The organism is Arthrobacter sp. BK1 (assembly GCF_056680055.1).
Genome location: NZ_CM155263.1, coordinates 1171087 through 1191304, shown reverse-complemented (window position 1 = coordinate 1191304; position 20218 = coordinate 1171087). Strand labels below are relative to the sequence as shown.

The window sequence follows — 20218 nt, the reverse complement described above, 5'->3', positions numbered from 1 at the left end:
ACGGAATGAGGCGCCGTTATCCGGGCCGCTTCTGCAGGGCGATGGCGCCAGGTGAGGAGGATTCTGTGTCGTGGGAAATGAATGGAACATACGTGGGCAACTGCACGTGCCAACTGGTCTGTCCGTGCCCCGTGGACGGGGTGCCCACCGGGCCCGGAAGCGAGTGCCGCAACCTGAATGTTTTCCACATCGCAAAGGGGAATAAAGACGGCACGGACCTTTCTGGCGTCGACTTCGCCTTCGTCGGATGGTTCCCCGCGCATCTGACGGCCGGCGGCTGGAAGGTGGGTGTCGTCGTTGACCAGTCCGCATCAGACGCCCAGGTGAGCGCACTGGACATTATCCTTCGCGGCCAGGCCGGGGGCCCTTTCGGCGACTTTGCCGGCCTGTACGGCGAATGGCTGGGACTGGAACGCGCCGCTGTCACGCTCACGGACGGGGACAGGCCATCAGGCTCGGTCTCGGACAAGGCTCAGTTCACGTTCGAGCCGCTGCCCGGACCCGACGGCGGCGTGACCACAGTGAAGAACGCGATGTACGGCTTCGCGCCCGAGTTCCGGATCGGAAAGGGGCCGGGGCACGTGGACCTTTTCGGCATCGACTTCGACGGCGTCTACGGCGAAACATCCGACTTCACGTTCGCCAGTGAGATGGCGGAGGGTGCCCCCAAGGGCCGGGTCTGAACGGCCGGCCGGTGGAACGCAGGAAGCTGTTCAGGAGCGTAACCGGACAGACGGTGGCGAAAGCCTCCCGTGTTGATCCGCGGGAGGCTGCCCTCGTGGCTGTCCTGCTGTTCCTCGCCGCTGCCAGTTGGGTGTTGACGTCCACGCAGCTGACCGGCATGGACATGGGTACCTGGACTGCCCCGGGGCCGGTGGGCTTCTTCACGGTGACGTGGGTGGTGATGCTCGCAGCCATGATGTTTCCGTCCGTGGCGCCGATGGTGGTGGCGTACCACCGGATCCAGCGGCACCGGCGGCAGGCCGGACGGTACGCGCCCGCAGGGTCCACCGCCGTCTTCGTGGCCGGCTACCTGGCCTCATGGACGGCATTTGGCCTGGCGGCCTATGCGCTCTTCGCGTGGGCGGCAGCGGTGGCGCCCGGGGTTTTCGCTGCTGACCGGAACGGGCGCTACGTTGCGGCCGGAGTCATCATGATGGCGGCGGTTTATCAGTTCACCCCGGCCAAGAACGTGAGCCTGATGAAATGCCGTTCGCCCATGGATTTTCTCCTGCACCGGATGCGGCCGGGCTATGCCGGTGCCGTGCGGATGGGCATGGAACACGGCGCGTGGTGCGTGGCCTGCTGCTGGGCGCTGATGACGGCGCTGTTCGCGCTCGGGGTGATGAGCGTCGGCTGGATGGCCCTGATTGGGGCCTTCATCGCCGGGGAGAAGATGCTGCCGTGGAGGCGGCTGGCCAACCGAACTGTCGCGGCGGCGCTGGCCGCGATTGCGCTGGGTGTGGCACTCGGTCCTGCTGCAACGAATGGGATGGGAATGTAAGAAGGAAAATCATGCCGAAGCATCTCTTTGAAGCAAATTACCTGGGCATGGGATCAAGGGGCTTATGCAGGAAGGCGGCAAAGCGGCGTGAGGCTCTGACGGGGAGACCCGCAGCTCCGGGGGAGGATCGCTGGAAAGCTTCTACTACGGAGTTTGGCACCCTGCCGCCGGCGGGCCGCCGTCGTAAGACGCCGGCCCGCCGGCGGCAGGCGTGAACGACGGCTCCGCCACGCGTCAGCGCTTGACGCCCAGTGCCGCCCACGCCTTGTTCCGGCGTTCAGCAAGATCCCGCCGGGCCTCCAGGGCATCAGCCAGGCTGACAGCCGCAAACCGGGTTGCTGTTCCAGGGGCCGCCCTGGCAACCAGATCCATGTCGGCGCTGATCACGGTGCCCACCATGGCGTAGCCGCCGCCGGAGACGGCATCTCGGTGCAGGATGATGGGCTGGGTGCCGCCGGGGATCTGGATGGACCCCACGGCGTAGCCTGCGTCCACAATGTTGGAGGGGTCCGAGCCGGCGCCGAAAGGTTGTTCCCGCTCTTTCCATGTCACGCCTGGCCCGGAGTAGCGCAAACCCATCCGGTCAGCCACCGGCGTCACCTTCCACTCCTCATCCAGGAGATTGGCCAGGCCTTCGTCGGTGAGGCGGTGGTCGTACAACCCCAGCACGATCCGGACTTCCTGCTCTTTGGCGAAAACGGGCCGGAATTCCTCCGGAACAGTCTCGGCTTGGGGGAGTTTTCCGCCGTCGAGGGGAGCGCCCAGAGGAACTACGTCACCTGACTCGAGCTTCCGGCCCTTGAACCCGCCGATCCCGCCGAGGCTGTAAGTGGACCGGCTTCCGAGCACTTCCGGGACGTCGATGCCGCCCTGGACAGCAATGTAGTAGCGGGTGCCGCCCTGGATGACGCCGAAGGAGAGCTGGTCCCCGGCCTTCAGCAGCAGGCGGCTCCACTGGGGCCGCGGCTCCCCGTTGACCTTCACCTCCACGGGGGCGCCCGTGAGGGCTATGACGGCATCGCTGTCGGTGGTCAGCACGGGGCCAAGGTAGGTGCACTCAAGGACCGCTTCCCGTGCCGTGTTTCCCACTAGGGCATTTCCGAGCTCAGCGGAGTACTGGTCCAGGGAACCGCTTTGCGGGATGCCTACGTTGTAGTGGCCCGTGCGCCCCTGGTCCTGGACAGTGGTGGCCAGACCCGGGTTTCCAATTTCAAATGCCACTGAGGGCCTCCATGAGTTCACGGTTGTAGCCTTCGGGGTCGGCCAGGGCTCTGAACAGCTCGAAGGTCACCGGCGCCTGCCGGTAGCGGAAGGTGCCGGCGGAGATCTCCGCTTGGATTGCGTTGTACTCCGCCTCAGTGACCGGCTTGAACTTCACGATGTCCCCCGGGCGGAAGAACACCATAAAATCCTTGAAGTCCGTCAAGGCCTGGTCAGGATCAAAGATGGGGGCGGCGGCTACGCCGAACATCTGGTAGCCGCCGGCGCCCCGGACGGAATAGATGCAGCCGAAGCATCCTCCGTGCCCCACCGTCAGTTTGGGGGTGTCGGTGCGGGGGCTCAGGTACTTGGGTACCTCCAGCTGCTTGTCGCGGTCCACCAGCTGGAACAGGAAGGGCAACCCGGCCACAAAGCCAACCATCGACACCAGCCACGGCTGTTCGTGGTGCCGTTGGATGAACTCCGCAGCGTCCTTGAGGTGATTGACTTTGGCGGCGTAGTCGATGTCGCTGCCTTGGGGCTCCTGGTGGAATCCTTCCCGGAACCGTTGTGCCACTTCGGCGGTGAAGGGGTCCTGGTACCAGACCGGGACTTCAACGATCCGGGTTTCCAGCGAACGCTCCTGGTGGTTCATCAGATCGCGCTCGATGTCACGCACAGCTGTTTCCAGTTGTTCGGGAGGCAGGATGTCAGGATCAAAGCGCACCAGCAGGGACGCATTGGCGGGGCAGATGTCCACGATTCCCGGCAGCCGGGCCTCGGAGAGCCTGCCGGCGATGGACATGACCTTGAAGTTCGCAGGCAGGCTCATCGCCTCGGAGACTTCCACGAACAGGAATTCGTCCCCGCCCCAGGTATAGCGCGCACCCGGGAGGACGGCTGCTTCGGTGGTCATTTTGCCCCCAACAGGTCGGCTGCGGTTTCGATGAACTTGGAGTGGTGGCTGACATCGGCAAATTCAGCCCGTGCCAGCAGCGCAGTGTGCATGGGGACGGTGGTCTTGACCCCTTCGATGTGCGTTTCCGCCAAAGCGGCCAGCGTAGCGGCGATTGCGGCGTCCCGGTCCGGGGCGTGGACGATCAGCTTTGCCATGAGGGAGTCGTAATACGGGCTCACAACCGAGCCTGATTCCACTCCGGTATCCACCCTGATTCCCTCGCCCGATGGCCACTCCAGGGACCGGATGATGCCCGGGCTGGGAAAGAAGTCGCGGCTTGGGTCTTCTGCATTGATGCGGCATTCGATGGCGTGGCCGGTGAAGCGCACATCGTCCTGGGAAATGGACATGGATCCGGTGGAGGCAATCAGCAGTTGCTCACGGACCAGATCCACACCGGTGATCTCCTCGGTGATGGGATGTTCCACCTGAATGCGCGTGTTCATCTCAATGAATGCCGCCTCGTGGTTGACGGGGTCGTAGAGGAACTCCACGGTCCCCGCTCCGTAGTAGCCGCATTCGCGGGCAAGCGCGACCGAAGACTCCCGGATGGTTTTGCGAACGGACTCCGGAAGATCGGGAGCCGGGGCTTCCTCCAATACCTTTTGCGAACGGCGCTGCATGGAGCAGTCACGGTCACCCAGATGGATAAAGTTGGTCCCGTCACCGAGGACCTGCACCTCTACGTGGCGGGCATGCTCCACGAACCGTTCCAGGTAGACAGTCGCATCACCGAAGACGGCTCCGGCCTCGCCCCGGGCCATTTCGATGGTCGCCAGGAGCTCGCCTTCGTGGTGCACGAAGCGGATGCCCCTGCCTCCGCCTCCGGCGGAAGCCTTCACCACCAGCGGATACCCGATGCCGCGCGCAATTTCAACGGCGTCTGCCTGCGGGTCCAGGGGGCCGTCCGATCCGCGGAGTACGGGGACCCCGGCCTTGGCTGCCGACTCCCGTGCCAGGGACTTGTTGCCCATCATGGCGATCGTGTCCGCGTTCGGGCCCACCCAGGTCAGGCCGGCGTCTGCCACCTTCCGGGCGAATTCGGCATTCTCCGAAAGAAAGCCGTAGCCCGGGTGCACAGCGTCGCACCCCTGCTCCAGGGCCGCGGCGACGAGGGCGTCCTGGTTCAGGTAGCTGGCGGCTGCCTGGGCTGGACCTACCACCACACAGTGGTCGGCTGACCGGGCAGCCAGTGATTCGGCGTCGGGCTCGCTGACCCCCAGGACCGTTTCGATGCCCATCTGGCGGGCGGTCCTGGCGATCCGCACGGCGATCTCGCCGCGGTTTGCGATGAACAGTTTCATGGGCTGCTTTTATCCTTCCCGGATGACGACGATGGAGTCGCCCGGGTTGACCATGTCGCCCTCATTGACTTCAAAGGATTCAAGGGTCCCGGCGACGTCGGACTGGATCTCGGTGAACTGCTTCATGATTTCCACGATGCCGATCGTCTGCCCAACTTCGATGGCGTCGCCTTCATTGGCGAAGGGGGGTTTGCCCGGTCCGGGCTTGCGGTAGAAGACTCCGGGAAGGGGTGAAACGATGGTGGCCATGTGCTGCTCGCTTTCAGGAGTGGGCGGGTCGGAATGAGTTGAGGGCGTTGCGCACGGCGGACGCGACGGCGACGGCGTTGGGAGCATCGGAATGGACGCAGATGCTCTGGAACGTGATGTTCAGAGGAGTGCCGTCGACGGCGGGCACGGGCTCGCCCGCCATCGCTCGGCTGACGCGTTCTGCGGCGGCGCCGGGGTCTGTGGGCGCGGGCCGGCGCTGGATCAGGAGTTCGCCGGCCGGGCCGTAGTTGAGGTCAACGTACAGTTCCGCAACGAAGTCCACGCCCATGGCGCGGCACACGGATTCATGGGCAGTGCCTGCAAGGCCGTAGAACGGAACACCGAACTGCTTCGCTGTTCCGGCGGCCGCCTGCATCAGGTCCTCGTCTCCGGCGAGCATTCCGTAGAGGGCGCCGTGGGGCTTGATGTGGTTAAGGGACAGCCCGTTCTTCGCCAGGAAGGCGGTCAGCGCCCCCGTCTGGTAAAGGATGATCGACTCAACCTCCCCGGGGGTGAGGACCATGCGGCGGCGGCCGAACCCCATGGGATCAGGCAGCCCGGGATGGGCTCCGACGGCCACACCATGTTCAGCGGCAAGGGCTACGGTCCGGTTCATGACATCCGGGTCCCCGGCGTGGTAGCCGCAAGCGACGTTGGCGACGTCGATGATCTCCATCAGGGCAACGTCGTTTCCGAACTCGTGCAATCCAAAGCCTTCACCCATGTCCGAATTCAGGAGCACCTGGGCGGGCGTGGTTTCCGTCACGTTTTTTTGCATGCAGGCAACGGTACAGAGACGGCGACCTTGCCGGAATTGGGCGTATCGCCGAATCTGAGCAGGCGGATTATGCTTTTTGCACTAACCAGGAGGAATTGCCATGCGTGTTGCCGATCTCGTGGCGGATCCGGCGCTTAACATCCGCCTTGCCGTGGCGGGCAGTCCGGGACGTCTGGCCCGGCCCATCGCCTGGTGCGCCCCCACGGAGCACATGGACCCCACCCCCTTCCTGAGCGTCAACGCGCTGCTGCTGACCAACGGGATGGGCCTCAACGTCAAGGACTACCGGATCTGGGATGCCTACGTTGAGCGCCTCATGTCCGTGCCCGTGTCGGGGTTGGTTTTCGGCTTGGGCGCAGCGCACCGCGAACTGCCGGCAGGCCTGGTGAAGGCGTGCGAAGCACACGGCCTTCCGTTGCTGGAACTGCCTCCGGAGGTGCCGTTTGTCCTGGTGATGAGGCACGCGGACCAGCTCATCGCGGCAGAACGTTACGCCGAGCTGCGTACCGGGTGGGAGCTCGCGGATGAGTGCACGCGGCTTGCAGCGGGCGGCCATTCCCTTGCGCAGGTATTGGACCGGGTGGCCACTGCCATCAGGGCACGGGTGGCCGTCCTTGACCACAACGGCTTTGAACTCATGTCAGCAGGAACGGCCGGGGGCGGAACGGCCCGGACTACCCTGAGCCTGCCCAGTGGCGGAATCCTCCGGTTCAAGCTGGCCATCGAGGGAATCAAAAGCAGCGTGGTGCTGCAGCCTCTGTTGGGGCCGGTGGCGGCGGTCATTGCCATGCAGCTGAGCTACACACTCGGTTCCCGCTCGCCGCTGCATTCGCGGGAGGCCGCGCGCTTCATGGAGGCGCTCTACGAGGCCAGGGGAACGCCGGCGCCGGCCCTTGAGCGCTACGCCGTGGAGGCCGGATTCGAGCCCGACGGGGAGTGGGGCGCGGTGCTGATCGGCGGTGCGGGGGAGGTTGCGCCGGTCAGGCTGAGGACGATCGCGTGGCGTGTGCGGGTGGGCCTGCAGGGGGAGTACAGGGCAGTGCGGTTCATGGAAGAGGACGGTCTCACCACCCTGCTGGTGCAGCGGGGCGAGGCGGGTATGGAGCTGATGGAAGCCGTCCGGAAGTCCTTTCAGGACGCCCCGGAGCTGTCCGCCGTCGTCTCCGAGTGCGGGAGCCTGGGCGAACTGCCGATGGTGCTGCAGTTGGCCCGCCGCGGAGTGGGCGAGCCGGGGCTCCATCAGGCGCCCGTCGCAGACCTTGCCGGCGTGGTGGAGGGCCTGCCCGGGCCGGGACTCTTGGCGATGTCCCGGCGCCTCCTTGCCCCGTTAATGTCCGACGGCGGTACCGCCTTGCGCGAAACGCTTGAGGTGTACCTGCGGCACAGCGGGAATACCCGCAAGACGTGCAAGGAGCTCTTCATCCACCGCAACACCCTGACGTACAGATTGCGCAAGATTGAGGAGCTGGTGCGGCTTGACCTGGATGACGGCGAAGTCCGTGCCACCTGCCTGCTGGCGTTGAAGATCGTGGCCGCCGGGACCTAGCTGGCTGACACCTCCGCCGGCATCTTTGCGGCGCTGCTTTCCCGCACGTACAGTGTGGGTTTCAGGCTCGCAGGTTCCGGCTTTTCGCCATTGAGCACACGGTGGATGAGCTGCACTGCGGTGCGTCCTATGTCCGCCATCGGGGAGTGGACCGAGGTCAACTGAATGGGCAGTTCGGCCGCCAGCGAGGTGTCGTTGTACCCCACCACGGCAACATCCGCTCCCACGGTGAGGCCGTGGGAGCGCAGGGCCCCCATCGCTCCAATGGCTGCAAAGTCGTTGACGGCGAACACGGCTGTGGGGCGCGGCTTGCCGCTGGACAGGATCTTTTCAGCGGCCTCCCGGCCGCCGGCCGTGTCGAACCTGGACCACACCACGTCCTCGTCGGAGATGGTGCCGCCCAGGGAACGCCAGCGGTCCAGGAAACCGGCAGTACGGTCGACGGCGGTGCTTGCGTACGGCTCGCCGGCAATCACCGCGACCTGTCGGTGCCCCATCTCCCACAGGTGCGCGGCCACGAGTTCGCCGCCGACGACGTCGTCGCAGGTGGCGGAGGGATAGCCCGGCACCCTGCGGTTCATCAGGACGAACGGGACCTTCCGGTCGGTGAGCTCCTGCAGGAGGCTGCCGTCGAGGTGGGCGTCGCCGATAATCAGGCCATCCACCCGGCGCGCCAGCATGAGGTCGATCTTCCGCCGCTGTTCTTCGGGATCATCGCGTGAGTTCATGACAAAGGCGGAGTATCCTGCCTCGGCTGCCGCCTCATCGATGCCTTCATACATGATGGCCAGGACCAGGTCCGAAAGCCGCGGGACGATGACGCCGAGCAGCTTGGTCCGTCGGGTCCGCAGGCTGGCGGCCTGGGGGTCGGGGGAGTAGCCGAGCTTGCGGGCCAGTTCACGGACGCGCTCCGCGGTGGCAGCGGAAGCGGCTCCTTTGGCCACATCGGAACCCGAATGCAGGACCCTGGATACGGTCGACGGATGGACGCCCAGCTCCCGGGCCAAATCCTTCAGCGTGACCGTGCGGCCGCCATCTGCCTTTTCTTCCATGTCCCTCTCCTGCCCAACGAGGTCACTGTAGCCCAGGTCCGCTCGGCGGGGCCTAAAAGGTGGCCCTTGACGTGACCCGCTTCACATCCTATAGTCTTTTTTCAACGTTACCCAATCGTTTGGGTAGCCCATTTCGAAACCCACCCGTTGCCGCCACCCTGGGCACCGAACCATTTTTTGTTGACGCATACGCCCTTTTCTGTGGAAGGTTACCCAATCGATTGGGTTGCGTTCCGAACAGCGAACCACCGGAGCTGAAATGCCTGATACTGACTCCCACGTCGTGCTGCTGGCCACTGGAGGCACCATCTCGTCGCGTTCTTCCCTCACCGGTGGCGCAGTCGCCTCCGATACCGGCGAGCAGGTCTTCAAAGCCCTCGGGTCGCCCGTCTCCCACCCCGTCCGGGTGCTGGATGTGTTCCAGAAGGGGTCCTACCTCCTGACCTTCGAAGACATGCTCAGGATCTGCGCCACCATCAAGGAAGTCCTCAAGGAACCCAATGTTCTGGGTGTGGTGGTGACGCACGGGACGGACACCATGGAGGAGACCGCCTACCTCGCGGACCTGACCCACAGCGACCATCGGCCGGTTGTCTTTACCGGCTCGCAGCGCGCCGCCGACTCCGAGGCTCCCGACGGGCCGGACAACCTGGCCCGCGCCATCGCCGTCGCGGGTTCGAAGGAAGGCAGGGGAAAAGGCGTTATGGTGCAGTTCGCGGGCACCATCTTCCCTGCCGCCGGCGTCCGGAAAAGCCAAACTGTTCGGCTCAATGCGTTTGCGAACCCCGATTTTGGGGTACTCGGCCACGTATCAGCCCAGGGAGTTGCCATGGCGGGCAGTGTCAGCAGGCTTGAGGCCCTGCCGCTGCCCCAGCCGGGCAGCGGCTCCCCCCGGGTGGACCTCATTGCCGCCTACCCCGGCGCCGACTCCATCCTGATGCACGCCGCCCTTGAAGCGGGAGCGGCGGGCATCGTCCTGCAAGGCACCGGAAGCGGCAATGCCAACCCCAGCCTCTGCTCCGAAGTCGGCGCCGCGGTGAAATCCGGCGTCGTGGTGGTCACCAGCACCCGCGTGGACGCCGGACCCGTGGTCCCGATCTATGGGGCCGGCGGCGGTGAGGATCTCCGCGCAGCCGGGGCCATTGGATCGGGCCACCTGCGACCATCTCAGTCGCTGATTCTGCTCAGCCTCCTGCTCAGGACCAATCCCGACCAGGAGCGGATCACCGAAATATTCACCCAACGAGGGAGGCCTCCTGATCTTTCCGACTGACACCCAGGAACACCCCCGGTTAATACGAATTGAAAGGAAAATCTAATGGCTAAGGACATTCAAGTCGCCTTCGGCGTGGACGTTGACGCAGTGGCGGGCATGCTCGGCTCCTATGGAGGCGAGGACTCCCCGTGTGACATCTCCCGGGGCCTGTTCAGCGGCGAAGTCGGGGGGCCCCGGCTGATCCGGTTGTTCCAGAAATACAACCTCCCGGCAACCTGGTTCGTGCCGGGCCACTCGATCGAGACCTTCCCCGAACTGACGCAGATGATTGTGGATGCCGGACACGAGATCGGCGTCCACGGGTACTCGCACGAAAACCCGATCGCCATGACCCGGGAACAGGAGACGGCCATCCTGGACCGCTCGATCGAACTGATCGAGAAGGTTTCCGGGCGCCGGCCCACAGGCTACGTCGCCCCGTGGTGGGAATTCTCGCCCGTCACGAACGAAATCCTCCTTGAACGCGGCATCAAGTATGACCACTCCCTGATGCACCGCGATTTCGAACCGTACTACGTCCGCGTCGGCGACTCGTGGAAGAAGATCGACTACACCAAGGACGCCGAAACCTGGATGGAGCCGCTGGTGCGCGGACAGGAAACGGACCTGGTGGAGATACCGGCCAACTGGTACCTCGATGACCTGCCTCCCATGATGTTCATCAAGGCAGCGCCGAACTCGCACGGGTTCGTGAATCCCCGCGACATCGAACAGATGTGGCGGGACCAGTTCGACTGGGTCTACCGCGAAATGGACCAGGCAGTCTTCACCATGACCATCCACCCGGATGTCTCCGGCCGTCCGCAGGTGCTGCTCATGCTCGAGCGGCTCATTGAACACATTAACTCCCATGAGGGCGTGAGCTGGCTGACCTTTGACCAGATAGCCGATTCGTTCCTCGCCCGCAACCCCCGAAAGGACAACAAGTCATGACAACGCAACAGACGGACGTTGATCTCTCTCAGCCCGGACCGGGCGAGAAGCGCCGGTTCCCGGTGTTCACCAAGCGGCATACCACTACTGCTACGGTTCTTGCCTTGCTTGCTTGGACTGTCGCCGTCTTTGACTATGGTCTTTTCGGCACGCTTTTGCCCGCGATGCAGGAGGAGTTTGGCTGGACCGAAACCGAGTCCTACGCCATCAACACGTGGATCGCAGTTGGTACAGCTATTGTCTGCTTTGGTATCGGACCGGTTATTGACCGCTTGGGCCGCCGTAAAGGCATGATGGTCACCATCGGCGGCACGGCGGTTGTTTCCGGCCTGACCGCACTTATTCCCACTGGTATTCCGGTCCTGAGTAACGCGCTGGTGGTTATTATCCGTTCGTTCGGCGGGCTTGGCTTCTCTGAGCAGGCGGTGAACGCCACCTACATGAACGAGGTTTACCAGGTCACTGAAGTGGCTGATAAGCGCAAGCGGCCGGGGTTCCATTACTCCTTCATCCAGGGCGGCTGGCCACTGGGCTTCCTGCTTGCCAGTGCCCTTGCCCTCGCTTTTCTTCCGTCCCTTGGATGGCGCGCGCTGTACCTGGTGGCTACTGTTCCGGCGGCCATCATCGTGTGGGTCATCGCGAAAAAGCTGAAGGAAACCCCGCAGTTCGAGCTGCACCACAAACTGACCCAGCTTGAAAAGGGCGGTCAGTCCGAGGAAGCGCACGCCCTTGCCCGGTCCTACGGCGTGGAGCACTCCTCCGCAGCCCCGCTCAAGCGCATCTGGGAACCGCACCTGCGCCGGAACACCATCGTGTTCTCCTTGGCGTGGATCTTCAACTTCTTCGGCATCATGATCTTCAGCATTCTCGGCAGCTCCGTGTTGAAGAACGCCAAGGGTGTGGAACTCTCGGACGCCTTCTGGATGCTGATTGTCATCAACATGCTCGCCTACTTCGGTTACGTCTTCCACGGCTGGCTCGGTGACAAGATCGGCCGCAAGCGGACCATCATCGGCGGCTGGATCCTCTCCGGCATTTCCTTCACCATCATGCTCAGCCCTATCGCCACAAGCCCCTTCATGATCATTGTGACCTACGGCGCCGGACTGTTCTTCCTGGTCGGGCCCTACGCCGCGATCCAGTACTTCATGGCAGAGTGCTACCCCGTCAGCTGCAGGGCAACCGGAACCGCCTTCATCGGCGCGATGAGCCAGCCCGGCGTGATCCTGGGCGGTGCCCTGTTCACCGCCGCCGCAGCCGGCGCCGGAACCGGTGCAGCTGCACTGTGGGTCGGAGCGGCCGGAACGCTGTTCTCCGGACTGCTGATGATCGCTGCCAAGCCCCCCGCCGAAGCCCTCCTGGAGGACCACCCCCATGACATCGCTTAGCAAAGTCGCCATCATCACCGGCGCCGCCAGCGGCATCGGCCGCGCCCTCGCCGTCCACTACGCCCGCCGCGGAGCGCTATCGGTCATCGGCACCTTCCCCGGCGACCCCCACGACCCGGAGGAGACCCTGCGCCTGGTCAAGGAGGCCAACGGTGAGGCGGTGATCCACGAAGTGGACGTCCGCACCACTGCGTCCGTGGACGCCCTGGCCCAGCGGGCCGTGGATGAATACGGCCGGCTGGACTACGCCATCGCCAACGCCGGAATCCTCCGCAACTCCCCGCTGGGGGAGATGACGGACGAGCGGTGGCACGACATGCTCAACGTGGACCTCACCGGCGTGCTGCGCACTCTGCGTGCCGGCGCGGAGAGAATGACCGACGGCGGTGCACTGGTTGCGGTCTCGTCCATCGCCGGCGGGGTATACGGGTGGGAGGAACATGCCCACTATGCCGCCGCCAAGGCCGGCGTCCTGGGCCTGGTCCGCAGCGTGGCCGTGGAACTCGGTCCCAGGCAGATCCGCGCCAACGCGGTGATTCCGGGCCTGATCGAGACCCCACAGTCCCTGGACCCGGTGAATTCACTCGGACCGGAGGGGCTGCAGCGGGCCGGGAAGGATATTCCCTGGGGCCGGGTGGGAACGCCGGAGGAAGTTGCCAGTGTGATCGGGTTCCTGACCTCCGACGAGTCCCGCTACATCACGGGGCAGGCGCTGGTGGTTGACGGCGGCCTCACCGTGAAGATGCGTGCCTGACGGGGGAAGGGAAACCATGAACACATCAACTCATGCTCACGCTTCCGGGAGCGGCCAGTCGGGGAACACTCAAGCGGGGAACGGCCGCGGGGTGGTGGTCACCGGCGGTTCCAGCGGGATCGGCAAGGCCATCGCCGAGGCCTTCGTGGCCAACGGGGACCGGGTGGCCGTGCTGGACCGGGCCGCAGGGGACGGCACCATCCGCGTGGACGTTGCGGATGAAGCCAGCGTGCGGGCGGCCTTCGCCGAGGCCCGGGACAGGCTGGGCGCCATCGACGTCCTGGTCAACAGTGCGGGCCTGCTGACGGAGTCTCCGCTGGAGGACATGTCCCTGGCCATGTGGAATGAGACCCTCACGGTGGATCTGACCGGTGTGTTCCTGTGCTGCCGGGAGGTGGTGGGGGAGATGCGGCAGCGCAAGTGGGGCCGCATCATCAACATCGCCTCCCAGCTGGCCATCAAGGGCGGCGTGGGCCTGACCCATTACAGTGCAGCCAAGGCCGGCGTGGTGGGGCTTTCCAAGGCCCTTGCCCTGGAAACGGCGGCGGACAACGTCCTGGTCAACTGCATTGCCCCGGGCCCCATTGAAACGCCCCTGGTGGAGGGCATCTCGGAAAGCTGGAAGGCCGCCAAACGCGCCGAGCTGCCGCTCCGGCGCTTCGGGACGCCGGCGGAAGTGGCCCCAGCCGCCGTGCTGCTGGCCAGCGACCCGGGTGGAAACCTGTTTGTAGGACAGACGCTGGGGCCCAACTCCGGCGATGTGATGCCGTAGGGAGAGGGGAACGATATGTGCGGTGCCTGCGGTAGGACTACCGTGGCCGATCCTGCCCTGGGACCGGTGCGGACCATGCGGCAACACCTGATCGTGGCTGCCACGATCAACGCGGTCTGCACCGGCATCCCGGGAGCGCCCAAGGTGACTGCACTCAAGGACGGCTGGATGATGGCAGGACCCTCCGGGGCCTCATCGCAGTGCCAGACCGTCGAGGAACTGTGGTCCGCTGTACTCGGCTGTTTCACCGACGCGTCGGTTTTGGACCGCCTGCGCAGACGCCGGCAGGCATATGTGGCTGATCCAGCCAATGCGGGCCTGCCCGCGCGGGCGGCTGGGATGCCGCCGGACCCGGCTGTATCCAATTACTTCCAAGGAGATTTTGAATGACTGATTACACTCCGCTCTGGTCACCCATCCGGATCGGTTCCACTGAACTGGAGAACCGGGTTGCGCTGGCTCCCATGACAAGGATCAGCGCAACGGAGGACGGTCACGCCACGGAAAGAATGGCGTCCTACTACCGGACGTTCGCGCGGGGCGGCTTCGGAGTGCTGATCACGGAAGGCATCTACCCGGACACCGCCCACAGCCAGGGCTACCACTATCAGCCGGGCATCGCTACCGAGGAGCAGGCCCGGTCCTGGGCGAAAGTTGTGGACGGCGTCCACGCGGCGGGTTCGAAGATCTTCGCCCAGCTGATGCATGCGGGGGCGCAGAGCCAGGGGAACAGGTTTGTGGCCTCCTCAGTGGGGCCATCGGCGTTGGCGCCCAAGGGGGAGCAGCTGGGGTTCTACCGCGGCGAAGGCCCGTATCCCGTTCCATCGGAGATCACCCCGGCCCAGATGAACGAGGTCCGGAATGGCTTCGTCACGGCTGCGCTGCGTGCACAGCAGGCTGGCTTTGATGGCGTGGAGATCCATGGTGCCAACGGGTACCTGCTGGACCAGTTCCTTACGGACTACCTGAACCAGCGGGATGACCACTACGGCGGCTCACCGGAAAACAGGGTGCGGTTCGCCGCTGAAATCTGCCGCGATGTCCGCGAGGCCGTTGGCCCGGACATGACAGTGGGGATCCGCATCTCACAGTCCAAAGTCAGCGACAATGACCACAAGTGGAGCGGAGGAGTGAAAGAAGCCGAGGTCATTTTCGCCACGCTTGGCGCTACGGGAATCGATTTCGTCCACACCACCGAGTACCGGGCCACCGAGCCCGCGTTCGCGAATGCAGAGGAAACCCTCGCTGAGCTTGCCAAGAAGTACTCGGGCGTGCCAGTGATCGCCAACGGCAAGCTCGACGATCCGGACACCGCTGTGTCCATGCTGGCAGAGGGGGCAGCGGATGTCGTTGCGCTCGGGAAAGCCGCCCTGGCCAACCCGAACTGGCCGCACCTTGTCCGCAACAACCTGGAATTCGAGGAACTCGACCCTTCCGTCTTCGCTCCTTTGGCGGATGTCAAGGATTGGGAGCTGGAGGATCCTGCTTAGGCGCTCTCTCAACGACGGGCGGTGCGACGCCCAGCACCAAGCTGGGCGTCGTACATCTGTCACCCTTCAACCTGAGTCCGCGCCCCGGCTCCTGAGCACCTTCGCGCAAGTGGTGCTCCTGGCGGTGGAGACCTGACGAGCAGTCCGGGCACCTTCTGAGAGTTGTTCTCAGACCACCGTCGCAGTCGATAGTTCTCCGATCGGCTCCCGAGTGAGGCCGGGATCAGCATGACCAGCGATGGTGGACGTCGAACGGCAGGCCTGCGCCGACGCAGGTCCGCCGACGCCGGCGCGAAGGTCCTGCTGTGCCGAGCGGGATGGTGATGTCCAGGCCGTGGACGATGTCGTGGGTGAGGGCTCCTTGGAGGCCGCCTCCGGGTGGTTTCCACCGGGTGTCCTCATTCGAACGCCAGCGGTGGAGCAGTGTGCTGAGGGGTTCCTGGGCGTCGTGGCGGACGACTCGATCGGCCATGTGGGCGAAGTTGCCGCGGGAGCGGAGCATCTCGGCTATGAACTGTGTGGTCGAGATGCGCAGGGGCATGGTCATGTGCGCGACAACTGCCCTCAGCAATGGTGCGGGTCAGCGCTGCAGGCCGGCCCTGATCTGGATAAGGGTGAGGTCCAGCAGCGGCGTCGGGACGTTGAGGCTGCGGGCTCTGCCGGCGAGGTCGCCGAGGATGTGCTCGGCTTCCGAGGGGAGCTCTGCGCTGAGGTCGCGGTACAGGGAGGACGTGAAGGCCGAGCCCGGCTCGGTCAATATTCCGACCGCTTGCACATGAGCGGCGTCGGAAACGGGGTGTCCTCCCGCGGCGGCCACCGCTTCGGTTTCGCCGATGGCGTCAAAGATTTTGGACTGCCCGCCGGCGTCGATGATCCGTCCGACCGGCGCCCGGAACAGGCAGTTGACGATCCCTGCGGCAGCGATGAAGGCCCATTTGTCCCACAGTGCGCCCATGACGTCGTCCACTACCGAGAAACCGACGGCGGGCACGTCCAGAGCCTCAGAAACCTCAGGTGGGACACGGTTTCCGTTCAGCCCGCCCACCATGAGGGAAGTGAGGGGCACCTGCTGGCGGACCACATCGCCGTCGAGTGTGGCGACGATCCGGGCCAAGCCGCCGAGCACCTGGCCCGGGTACAGCTGCTCAAGCCGGTCAACATGAGCCATGCCGTTAAGGATGGGAACGATGCTGGTTCCAGGCCCGACGAATGCGCCCATCTCGCCGAGGGCGCCCTCGAACGCGGTGGCTTTGACCGTGACGAGGATCAGATCGAAAGCCTCTGGCCCGTCCATTGCCGTGATGGTTTTAACGGGGTGCGTCCGGTCGGCGGTGGGGGAGATGAAGCGCAACCCGTCGCGGCGAAGGGCCTCCTGTTTGCGCGGCCGCACCAGATACGTGACATCCCGTCCCGCTTCCTGCAGGAGCGTACCGAACGCCCCGCCTGTGGCTCCGGCTCCGACGACGAGTATCCGCATGGCTTCATGCTACGTCAGGCGGACAGGACCAAACGTGCCGCCGTCAGCCGGCCACCGCCGCCTTCGCCTCCTGCTTGGCCGCCATCCACTCGCTCAGCCACGGGGCCCGGACGCTTGACGTGATCCGGCAGTCGGCAACGAAGGTTCCCTTCGCGCCAGCGTCGATCCAGTCCTTGAGCGCGGAAAGGTCCGCCAATGAACGGATGATCGCGGACTCTGCCCCCAAAGCGCGGGCGACACCGCTGAAATCCACCTCGGGTATCAGCATGGGCTTTTCGGTCAGGCCCTGGGAGCCGTACTGATGGATTTCGGCTCCGTAGGCCGCATCGTTATAGATCACCACGATGGCGCTGCTCGCCGCCCCGATCAGCGATTCGAGGTCGGACAGGCCCATCAGGAAACCGCCGTCGCCGGAGGCCAGCACCAGCGTGCGGCCGTCCTCCAGGGCGCGGGCTGCGCCGACGGCGCTGGCAAGGCCCAGCCCGATGGACTGGAAGGCGGTCCCCACCATGACCAGGCCCTGCGGCCTGGGGATGTCCCAGTACATGGGCGCCCAGCCGACGAAGTGCCCGCCGTCCTGCACCACCGTGCGGCGCTCCGGCAGTACCGCATTCAGTGCCGTGGCCAGGGAGCGCGGGTCCAAGCGGCCGTCCGCGGTCTCCTCGGAGCCCGGGTGGTGGGCCGGCCCTTCGGCCAGGCGCTTGCGGGCTTCCGCGCGCCAGGCTTCTGCGCGCCTGCCGTCCGGCGAGGCCGAACCATCCAGCATCCCCAGGAGCTGTCCCGCAGCGGACTTCACGTCAGCGCTGACGAACGTATCCACCCGCGGGTGCGTCGGCTGCAGGGCGGCATCGATCTGGATGACGGTGCTGTCCGGGCCGAGCAGGTGCCCGAACCGCATGGTGAAGGGGCTCAGGCTTGCCCCGGCCACGAGGACCACATCGGCCTCGCCCATGAGCCCCGCCGCGGTGTCCGTGCCGAAACCGCCGGCGACGCCCAAGTACCCCTCGCCTTTGAGGAGGTTGAGCGCCAGGGCGGTTCCGGCAGTCAGTGCGCCGAGACGGTCGGCGAGCTCCCGGAGCTCCGGGCCGGCGCCGGCAAGGTGCGCACCCCGGCCGGCGAGGATCAGCGGCCGCTTCGCCCCGGAGAGCAGGCGGGCTGCCTGCTCAAGGCCGCCGTCGATGTCGTCCGTCATCTTCGGTGCCTGCGGCTCCGGAAGTTCCTCGTCCCCAGCCTCGAGTGCCGCGAGGTCGTAGGGAATGGCAATCACGACGGCGGTGCGCTTGGTGAGTGCGTACTCCACCGCCTGCCGGGTGATGGAGCCCGCGGCGTCGCGGGTGACGGTGAAGGTTGCCGCGCCGAGGCCCGCGGCGATGGCGGCCTGGTCCACGTCCTGGGGCCGGGCGCCGCTGCTGGGGGCGTCCCCGGTGACCAGCACCACGGGGATCTGCGCCTGGACCGCCTCGGCGAGGGCGGTGAGTGCGTTGGTGTAGCCGGGGCCGTAGGTGGTGGTGCCCGCGGCGAGGCGTCCCGACGTCCGGTAGTAGGCATCGGCCGCGGCGATGGCGGCGCCTTCGTGGCGGACGGCGGAGAAGCGCAGGCCCAGCTGTTCCGCGGCGTCGAGGAAGTAGACGTTGCCGTTGCCCATCACGCCGAAGACATCGCTGAGGTAGCTGCTGAGAACCTGTGCCACGCGGCCGGAGACGGTAAGTGTAGTCATGCAGGAATCGTGGGGGATGGTTCACAGATAGGCAAGAGCGCTGAGTTTGATTGGGATTATTGGCAGTGGAGTGCGGGGGCAAGTGAAAATATGCGCCTTTGTGGCGTGGATCACCCGCGTTTAGTTCGAAGGGCGGGATTCCTGCTCCGAGAGCCGGCTCAGGAGGCCGTCGTAGCGGGGCGGCATGAGTTCCAGTACGGAGATGGCCGTGCTGGTCCGTTGGATTCCCTCGATTTCCAGGATCTGGTTGGTGACGCGGTAGAGGTCCGCGGTGCTGCGGGCCACCACCTTGGCCATGAGGTCCGCGTCGCCGGTGGTGGCGTGCACCTCGATGACTTCCGGGATCGCGGCGAGCCCGTCTTCCACCCCGCCTGTCCGGGTCTGGCTGATGGACAGGGAGAGGAAAGCCATCAGGTCATAGCCGAGCGCGGCGGGGTCCAGTCGCCGGCTGAAGGAGCGGAGGGCGCCGCTGCGCTCCAGCCGCGCCAGCCGGGCATGGACTGTATTACGTGCGACGCCGAGCGTCCGGGAGAGTGCCAGGGCGCTGGCTTCCGGATCCTTGTCCAGGGCCAGGATGATTCTGCCGTCGAGGGAATCCAGGGTGCGGGGGTTGGGGATGGTCATATTTTCACCACAGAGAGTAGAAGTTGAGCAGAAGTCCCAATGGGTTGAGCCTATCTTGCATTGTGGGGCGGGTCACAATCATGATCGTTGCTCATGACCCGTGATCAGCTCCTGACCGCACCGGACACCGCGCTTCCCACCCTTCGTGGCGCCGTGGCCGGACTTCCGTCCTACGTCCCGGGCCGGCGCAGCGCCGGCGTGGACATCGCAGCCCTCGCCAGCAACGAAAGCCATTACGAGCCGCTTCCCGCTGCCGCCGCTGCCGTGGCCGCCGCAGCCGGAACGATGAACCGCTACCCTGACAGCGCCGCCGTCGAACTCCGCGAACGGCTCGCCCGCCACCTCGGCGTGACCGCCGGGGAGGTGGCGGTGGGACCCGGCAGTGTGGGCGTCCTCCAGCAGATCATCACCGGGCTGTGCGACGCCGGGGATGAAGTGATCTTCGCGTGGCGCTCCTTCGAGGCGTACCCCATCCTGGTTGAACTGGCAGGCGCCCAGCCGGTCCGCGTCCCGCTGGACAGCGCTGAGGGCCACGACCTCGATGCCATGGCCGCGGCCGTCACCGCCCGCACCAAGGTGATCCTGCTCTGCACCCCCAACAATCCCACCGGCGTGCCGATCGGCCACGAGCGCGTCGAGGCGTTCCTGCAAGCCGTCCGCTCGGACATCCTCGTGGTGATCGACGAGGCCTACGTGGAATACGCCGAGGCGGCCAGCGGTCCCGATTCGCTGGCCCTCTACCGCGAGTACCCGAATGTCTGCATCCTGCGCACCTTCTCCAAGGCCTACGGGCTCGCCGGCCTGCGCGTGGGCTACGCCGTGGCGGCGCCGGCCATCGCCGAGGGACTGCGCCGGACCGCCCTTCCCTTCGCCGTGAGCGCGCTGGCGCAGAAGGCTGCCATCGCGTCGCTGGACGCCGGCGAAGAGATGGAAACGCGGGTTGGCGCCGTCAGGCAGGAGCGCGCCCGGATGGCCGCGCAGCTGGAAGCCCAGGGCTGGAAACTGCAGGCGAGCCAGGGCAACTTCCTGTGGATCCGCACTGATGACCACCTCATGGCGAGCCTGGTGGACGCGTTCGACCACGCGGGCATTATGGTCCGCGCTTACCCGGGCGACGGCGTTCGGGTCACCGTTGCCGGCCCCGCCTCGAACGACCGCGTGCTCCGGGTCCTGGAAGCCCAGGCAGCCCGATAACC

The 20218-nt window shown here is 65.6% G+C and carries 21 protein-coding genes; 11 read left to right on the top strand and 10 right to left on the bottom strand.

Translation table 11 applies throughout. The annotated features are described in order from the left end of the window. Positions 1 to 65: 65 nt before the first annotated feature. Together AC1MCA_RS05225 and AC1MCA_RS05220 are read left to right on the top strand one after the other, a co-directional pair. Positions 66 to 683, top strand: a complete 618-nt coding sequence (locus tag AC1MCA_RS05225; RefSeq protein WP_479801646.1) for a DUF1326 domain-containing protein — start codon at positions 66 to 68, stop codon at positions 681 to 683. Positions 684 to 736: 53 nt separating this feature from the next. Next, positions 737 to 1504 carry a DUF2182 domain-containing protein gene (locus tag AC1MCA_RS05220; protein ID WP_479801645.1) on the top strand — a complete coding sequence of 256 codons (768 nt, stop codon included), beginning with the start codon at positions 737 to 739 and terminating at the stop codon, positions 1502 to 1504. Between the two features lie 234 nt (positions 1505 to 1738). Here AC1MCA_RS05220 and AC1MCA_RS05215 read toward each other — a convergent pair whose 3' ends face one another. Genes AC1MCA_RS05215 through pxpA form a run of 5 tightly spaced genes read right to left on the bottom strand, consistent with a single transcriptional unit; the run spans position 1739 to position 5993 of the window. Continuing rightward, positions 1739 to 2725 carry a 5-oxoprolinase subunit C family protein gene (locus AC1MCA_RS05215; RefSeq protein ID WP_479801643.1) on the bottom strand — a complete coding sequence of 329 codons (987 nt, stop codon included), beginning with the start codon at positions 2723 to 2725 and terminating at the stop codon, positions 1739 to 1741. After that, positions 2715 to 3620, bottom strand: a complete 906-nt coding sequence (locus AC1MCA_RS05210) for a 5-oxoprolinase subunit B family protein (protein ID WP_479801641.1) — start codon at positions 3618 to 3620, stop codon at positions 2715 to 2717. Before AC1MCA_RS05210 ends, AC1MCA_RS05215 begins: the two co-directional genes overlap by 11 nt. Continuing rightward, on the bottom strand, positions 3617 to 4966 hold the full coding sequence (locus AC1MCA_RS05205; protein ID WP_479801639.1) for an acetyl-CoA carboxylase biotin carboxylase subunit: 1350 nt from the start codon (positions 4964 to 4966) through the stop codon (positions 3617 to 3619). The genes AC1MCA_RS05210 and AC1MCA_RS05205 overlap by 4 nt, the downstream gene beginning before the upstream one ends. Positions 4967 to 4975: 9 nt before the next feature. Continuing rightward, positions 4976 to 5215: an acetyl-CoA carboxylase gene (locus AC1MCA_RS05200; protein WP_214945747.1), complete on the bottom strand. Its 240-nt coding sequence runs from the start codon at positions 5213 to 5215 to the stop codon at positions 4976 to 4978. A gap of 13 nt (positions 5216 to 5228) precedes the next feature. Beyond that, the gene (gene pxpA / locus AC1MCA_RS05195; RefSeq protein WP_479801636.1) at positions 5229 to 5993 is read right to left on the bottom strand and encodes a 5-oxoprolinase subunit PxpA; all 765 of its coding nucleotides are present in this window, start codon (positions 5991 to 5993) and stop codon (positions 5229 to 5231) included. Positions 5994 to 6093: 100 nt separating this feature from the next. On the opposite strand from pxpA, the gene AC1MCA_RS05190 reads away from it, so the two are divergent. Beyond that, a complete protein-coding gene (locus AC1MCA_RS05190; RefSeq protein WP_479801634.1) occupies positions 6094 to 7539 on the top strand; it encodes a PucR family transcriptional regulator in 1446 nt (481 codons plus the stop codon). Here AC1MCA_RS05190 and AC1MCA_RS05185 read toward each other — a convergent pair. Continuing rightward, positions 7536 to 8591, bottom strand: a complete 1056-nt coding sequence (locus AC1MCA_RS05185) for a LacI family DNA-binding transcriptional regulator (protein ID WP_479801632.1) — start codon at positions 8589 to 8591, stop codon at positions 7536 to 7538. The genes AC1MCA_RS05190 and AC1MCA_RS05185 overlap by 4 nt on opposite strands. A gap of 259 nt (positions 8592 to 8850) precedes the next feature. Here AC1MCA_RS05185 and AC1MCA_RS05180 point away from each other — a divergent pair, with 259 nt between their 5' ends. The 7 genes from AC1MCA_RS05180 to AC1MCA_RS05150 are packed head-to-tail and all read left to right on the top strand — an operon-like array spanning position 8851 to position 15204. After that, positions 8851 to 9864 carry an asparaginase gene (locus AC1MCA_RS05180; RefSeq protein WP_479801630.1) on the top strand — a complete coding sequence of 338 codons (1014 nt, stop codon included), beginning with the start codon at positions 8851 to 8853 and terminating at the stop codon, positions 9862 to 9864. A 45-nt stretch (positions 9865 to 9909) separates the two neighbouring features. Beyond that, positions 9910 to 10800, top strand: a complete 891-nt coding sequence (locus AC1MCA_RS05175) for a polysaccharide deacetylase family protein (RefSeq protein ID WP_479801629.1) — start codon at positions 9910 to 9912, stop codon at positions 10798 to 10800. Beyond that, a complete protein-coding gene (locus AC1MCA_RS05170) occupies positions 10797 to 12188 on the top strand; it encodes an MFS transporter (protein ID WP_479801628.1) in 1392 nt (463 codons plus the stop codon). The genes AC1MCA_RS05175 and AC1MCA_RS05170 overlap by 4 nt, the downstream gene beginning before the upstream one ends. Then, the gene (locus AC1MCA_RS05165) at positions 12175 to 12942 is read left to right on the top strand and encodes an SDR family NAD(P)-dependent oxidoreductase (RefSeq protein WP_479801626.1); all 768 of its coding nucleotides are present in this window, start codon (positions 12175 to 12177) and stop codon (positions 12940 to 12942) included. Before AC1MCA_RS05170 ends, AC1MCA_RS05165 begins: the two co-directional genes overlap by 14 nt. Positions 12943 to 12958: 16 nt before the next feature. Continuing rightward, positions 12959 to 13714, top strand: a complete 756-nt coding sequence (locus AC1MCA_RS05160; RefSeq protein WP_479801624.1) for an SDR family NAD(P)-dependent oxidoreductase — start codon at positions 12959 to 12961, stop codon at positions 13712 to 13714. Between the two features lie 42 nt (positions 13715 to 13756). Beyond that, the gene (locus AC1MCA_RS05155; RefSeq protein ID WP_479801622.1) at positions 13757 to 14104 is read left to right on the top strand and encodes a hypothetical protein; all 348 of its coding nucleotides are present in this window, start codon (positions 13757 to 13759) and stop codon (positions 14102 to 14104) included. After that, on the top strand, positions 14101 to 15204 hold the full coding sequence (locus AC1MCA_RS05150) for an oxidoreductase (protein ID WP_479801620.1): 1104 nt from the start codon (positions 14101 to 14103) through the stop codon (positions 15202 to 15204). Before AC1MCA_RS05155 ends, AC1MCA_RS05150 begins: the two co-directional genes overlap by 4 nt. A gap of 223 nt (positions 15205 to 15427) precedes the next feature. On the opposite strand, the gene AC1MCA_RS05145 is transcribed toward AC1MCA_RS05150, so the two are convergent. The 4 genes from AC1MCA_RS05145 to AC1MCA_RS05130 form a co-directional block, all read right to left on the bottom strand. After that, positions 15428 to 15751 (bottom strand): hypothetical protein, encoded by a 324-nt coding sequence (locus AC1MCA_RS05145; protein ID WP_479801618.1) that lies wholly within the window; start codon positions 15749 to 15751, stop codon positions 15428 to 15430. A gap of 33 nt (positions 15752 to 15784) precedes the next feature. Further along, positions 15785 to 16681 (bottom strand): ketopantoate reductase family protein, encoded by an 897-nt coding sequence (locus tag AC1MCA_RS05140; RefSeq protein ID WP_479801616.1) that lies wholly within the window; start codon positions 16679 to 16681, stop codon positions 15785 to 15787. A gap of 43 nt (positions 16682 to 16724) precedes the next feature. Continuing rightward, the gene (locus tag AC1MCA_RS05135; protein ID WP_479801614.1) at positions 16725 to 18398 is read right to left on the bottom strand and encodes a thiamine pyrophosphate-binding protein; all 1674 of its coding nucleotides are present in this window, start codon (positions 18396 to 18398) and stop codon (positions 16725 to 16727) included. Between the two features lie 120 nt (positions 18399 to 18518). Further along, positions 18519 to 19022, bottom strand: coding sequence for an Lrp/AsnC family transcriptional regulator (locus tag AC1MCA_RS05130; RefSeq protein ID WP_479801613.1), 504 nt, complete (start codon positions 19020 to 19022; stop codon positions 18519 to 18521). A 93-nt stretch (positions 19023 to 19115) separates the two neighbouring features. Between AC1MCA_RS05130 and hisC the strand changes: the two genes are divergently transcribed. Then, complete coding sequence (hisC, locus tag AC1MCA_RS05125) at positions 19116 to 20216, top strand: histidinol-phosphate transaminase (protein WP_479801612.1); 1101 nt, start codon at positions 19116 to 19118, stop codon at positions 20214 to 20216. Positions 20217 to 20218 lie beyond the last annotated feature (2 nt).

Excerpts from the sequence above, each read along its gene's own strand:
- AC1MCA_RS05180 (WP_479801630.1), top strand. The coding sequence starts at position 8,851 with ATGCCTGATACTGACTCCCACGTCGTGCTGCTGGCCACTGGAGGCACC.
- AC1MCA_RS05200 (WP_214945747.1), bottom strand. The coding sequence starts at position 5,215 with ATGGCCACCATCGTTTCACCCCTTCCCGGAGTCTTCTACCGCAAGCCC.
- AC1MCA_RS05185 (WP_479801632.1), bottom strand. The coding sequence starts at position 8,591 with ATGGAAGAAAAGGCAGATGGCGGCCGCACGGTCACGCTGAAGGATTTG.
- hisC (WP_479801612.1), top strand. The coding sequence starts at position 19,116 with ATGACCCGTGATCAGCTCCTGACCGCACCGGACACCGCGCTTCCCACC.
- AC1MCA_RS05160 (WP_479801624.1), top strand. The coding sequence starts at position 12,959 with ATGAACACATCAACTCATGCTCACGCTTCCGGGAGCGGCCAGTCGGGG.
- AC1MCA_RS05130 (WP_479801613.1), bottom strand. The coding sequence starts at position 19,022 with ATGACCATCCCCAACCCCCGCACCCTGGATTCCCTCGACGGCAGAATC.
- AC1MCA_RS05175 (WP_479801629.1), top strand. The coding sequence starts at position 9,910 with ATGGCTAAGGACATTCAAGTCGCCTTCGGCGTGGACGTTGACGCAGTG.
- AC1MCA_RS05190 (WP_479801634.1), top strand. The coding sequence starts at position 6,094 with ATGCGTGTTGCCGATCTCGTGGCGGATCCGGCGCTTAACATCCGCCTT.
- AC1MCA_RS05135 (WP_479801614.1), bottom strand. The coding sequence starts at position 18,398 with ATGACTACACTTACCGTCTCCGGCCGCGTGGCACAGGTTCTCAGCAGC.
- AC1MCA_RS05165 (WP_479801626.1), top strand. The coding sequence starts at position 12,175 with ATGACATCGCTTAGCAAAGTCGCCATCATCACCGGCGCCGCCAGCGGC.
- AC1MCA_RS05150 (WP_479801620.1), top strand. The coding sequence starts at position 14,101 with ATGACTGATTACACTCCGCTCTGGTCACCCATCCGGATCGGTTCCACT.
- AC1MCA_RS05210 (WP_479801641.1), bottom strand. The coding sequence starts at position 3,620 with ATGACCACCGAAGCAGCCGTCCTCCCGGGTGCGCGCTATACCTGGGGC.
- AC1MCA_RS05205 (WP_479801639.1), bottom strand. The coding sequence starts at position 4,966 with ATGAAACTGTTCATCGCAAACCGCGGCGAGATCGCCGTGCGGATCGCC.
- AC1MCA_RS05145 (WP_479801618.1), bottom strand. The coding sequence starts at position 15,751 with ATGACCATGCCCCTGCGCATCTCGACCACACAGTTCATAGCCGAGATG.
- pxpA (WP_479801636.1), bottom strand. The coding sequence starts at position 5,993 with ATGCAAAAAAACGTGACGGAAACCACGCCCGCCCAGGTGCTCCTGAAT.
- AC1MCA_RS05170 (WP_479801628.1), top strand. The coding sequence starts at position 10,797 with ATGACAACGCAACAGACGGACGTTGATCTCTCTCAGCCCGGACCGGGC.
- AC1MCA_RS05140 (WP_479801616.1), bottom strand. The coding sequence starts at position 16,681 with ATGCGGATACTCGTCGTCGGAGCCGGAGCCACAGGCGGGGCGTTCGGT.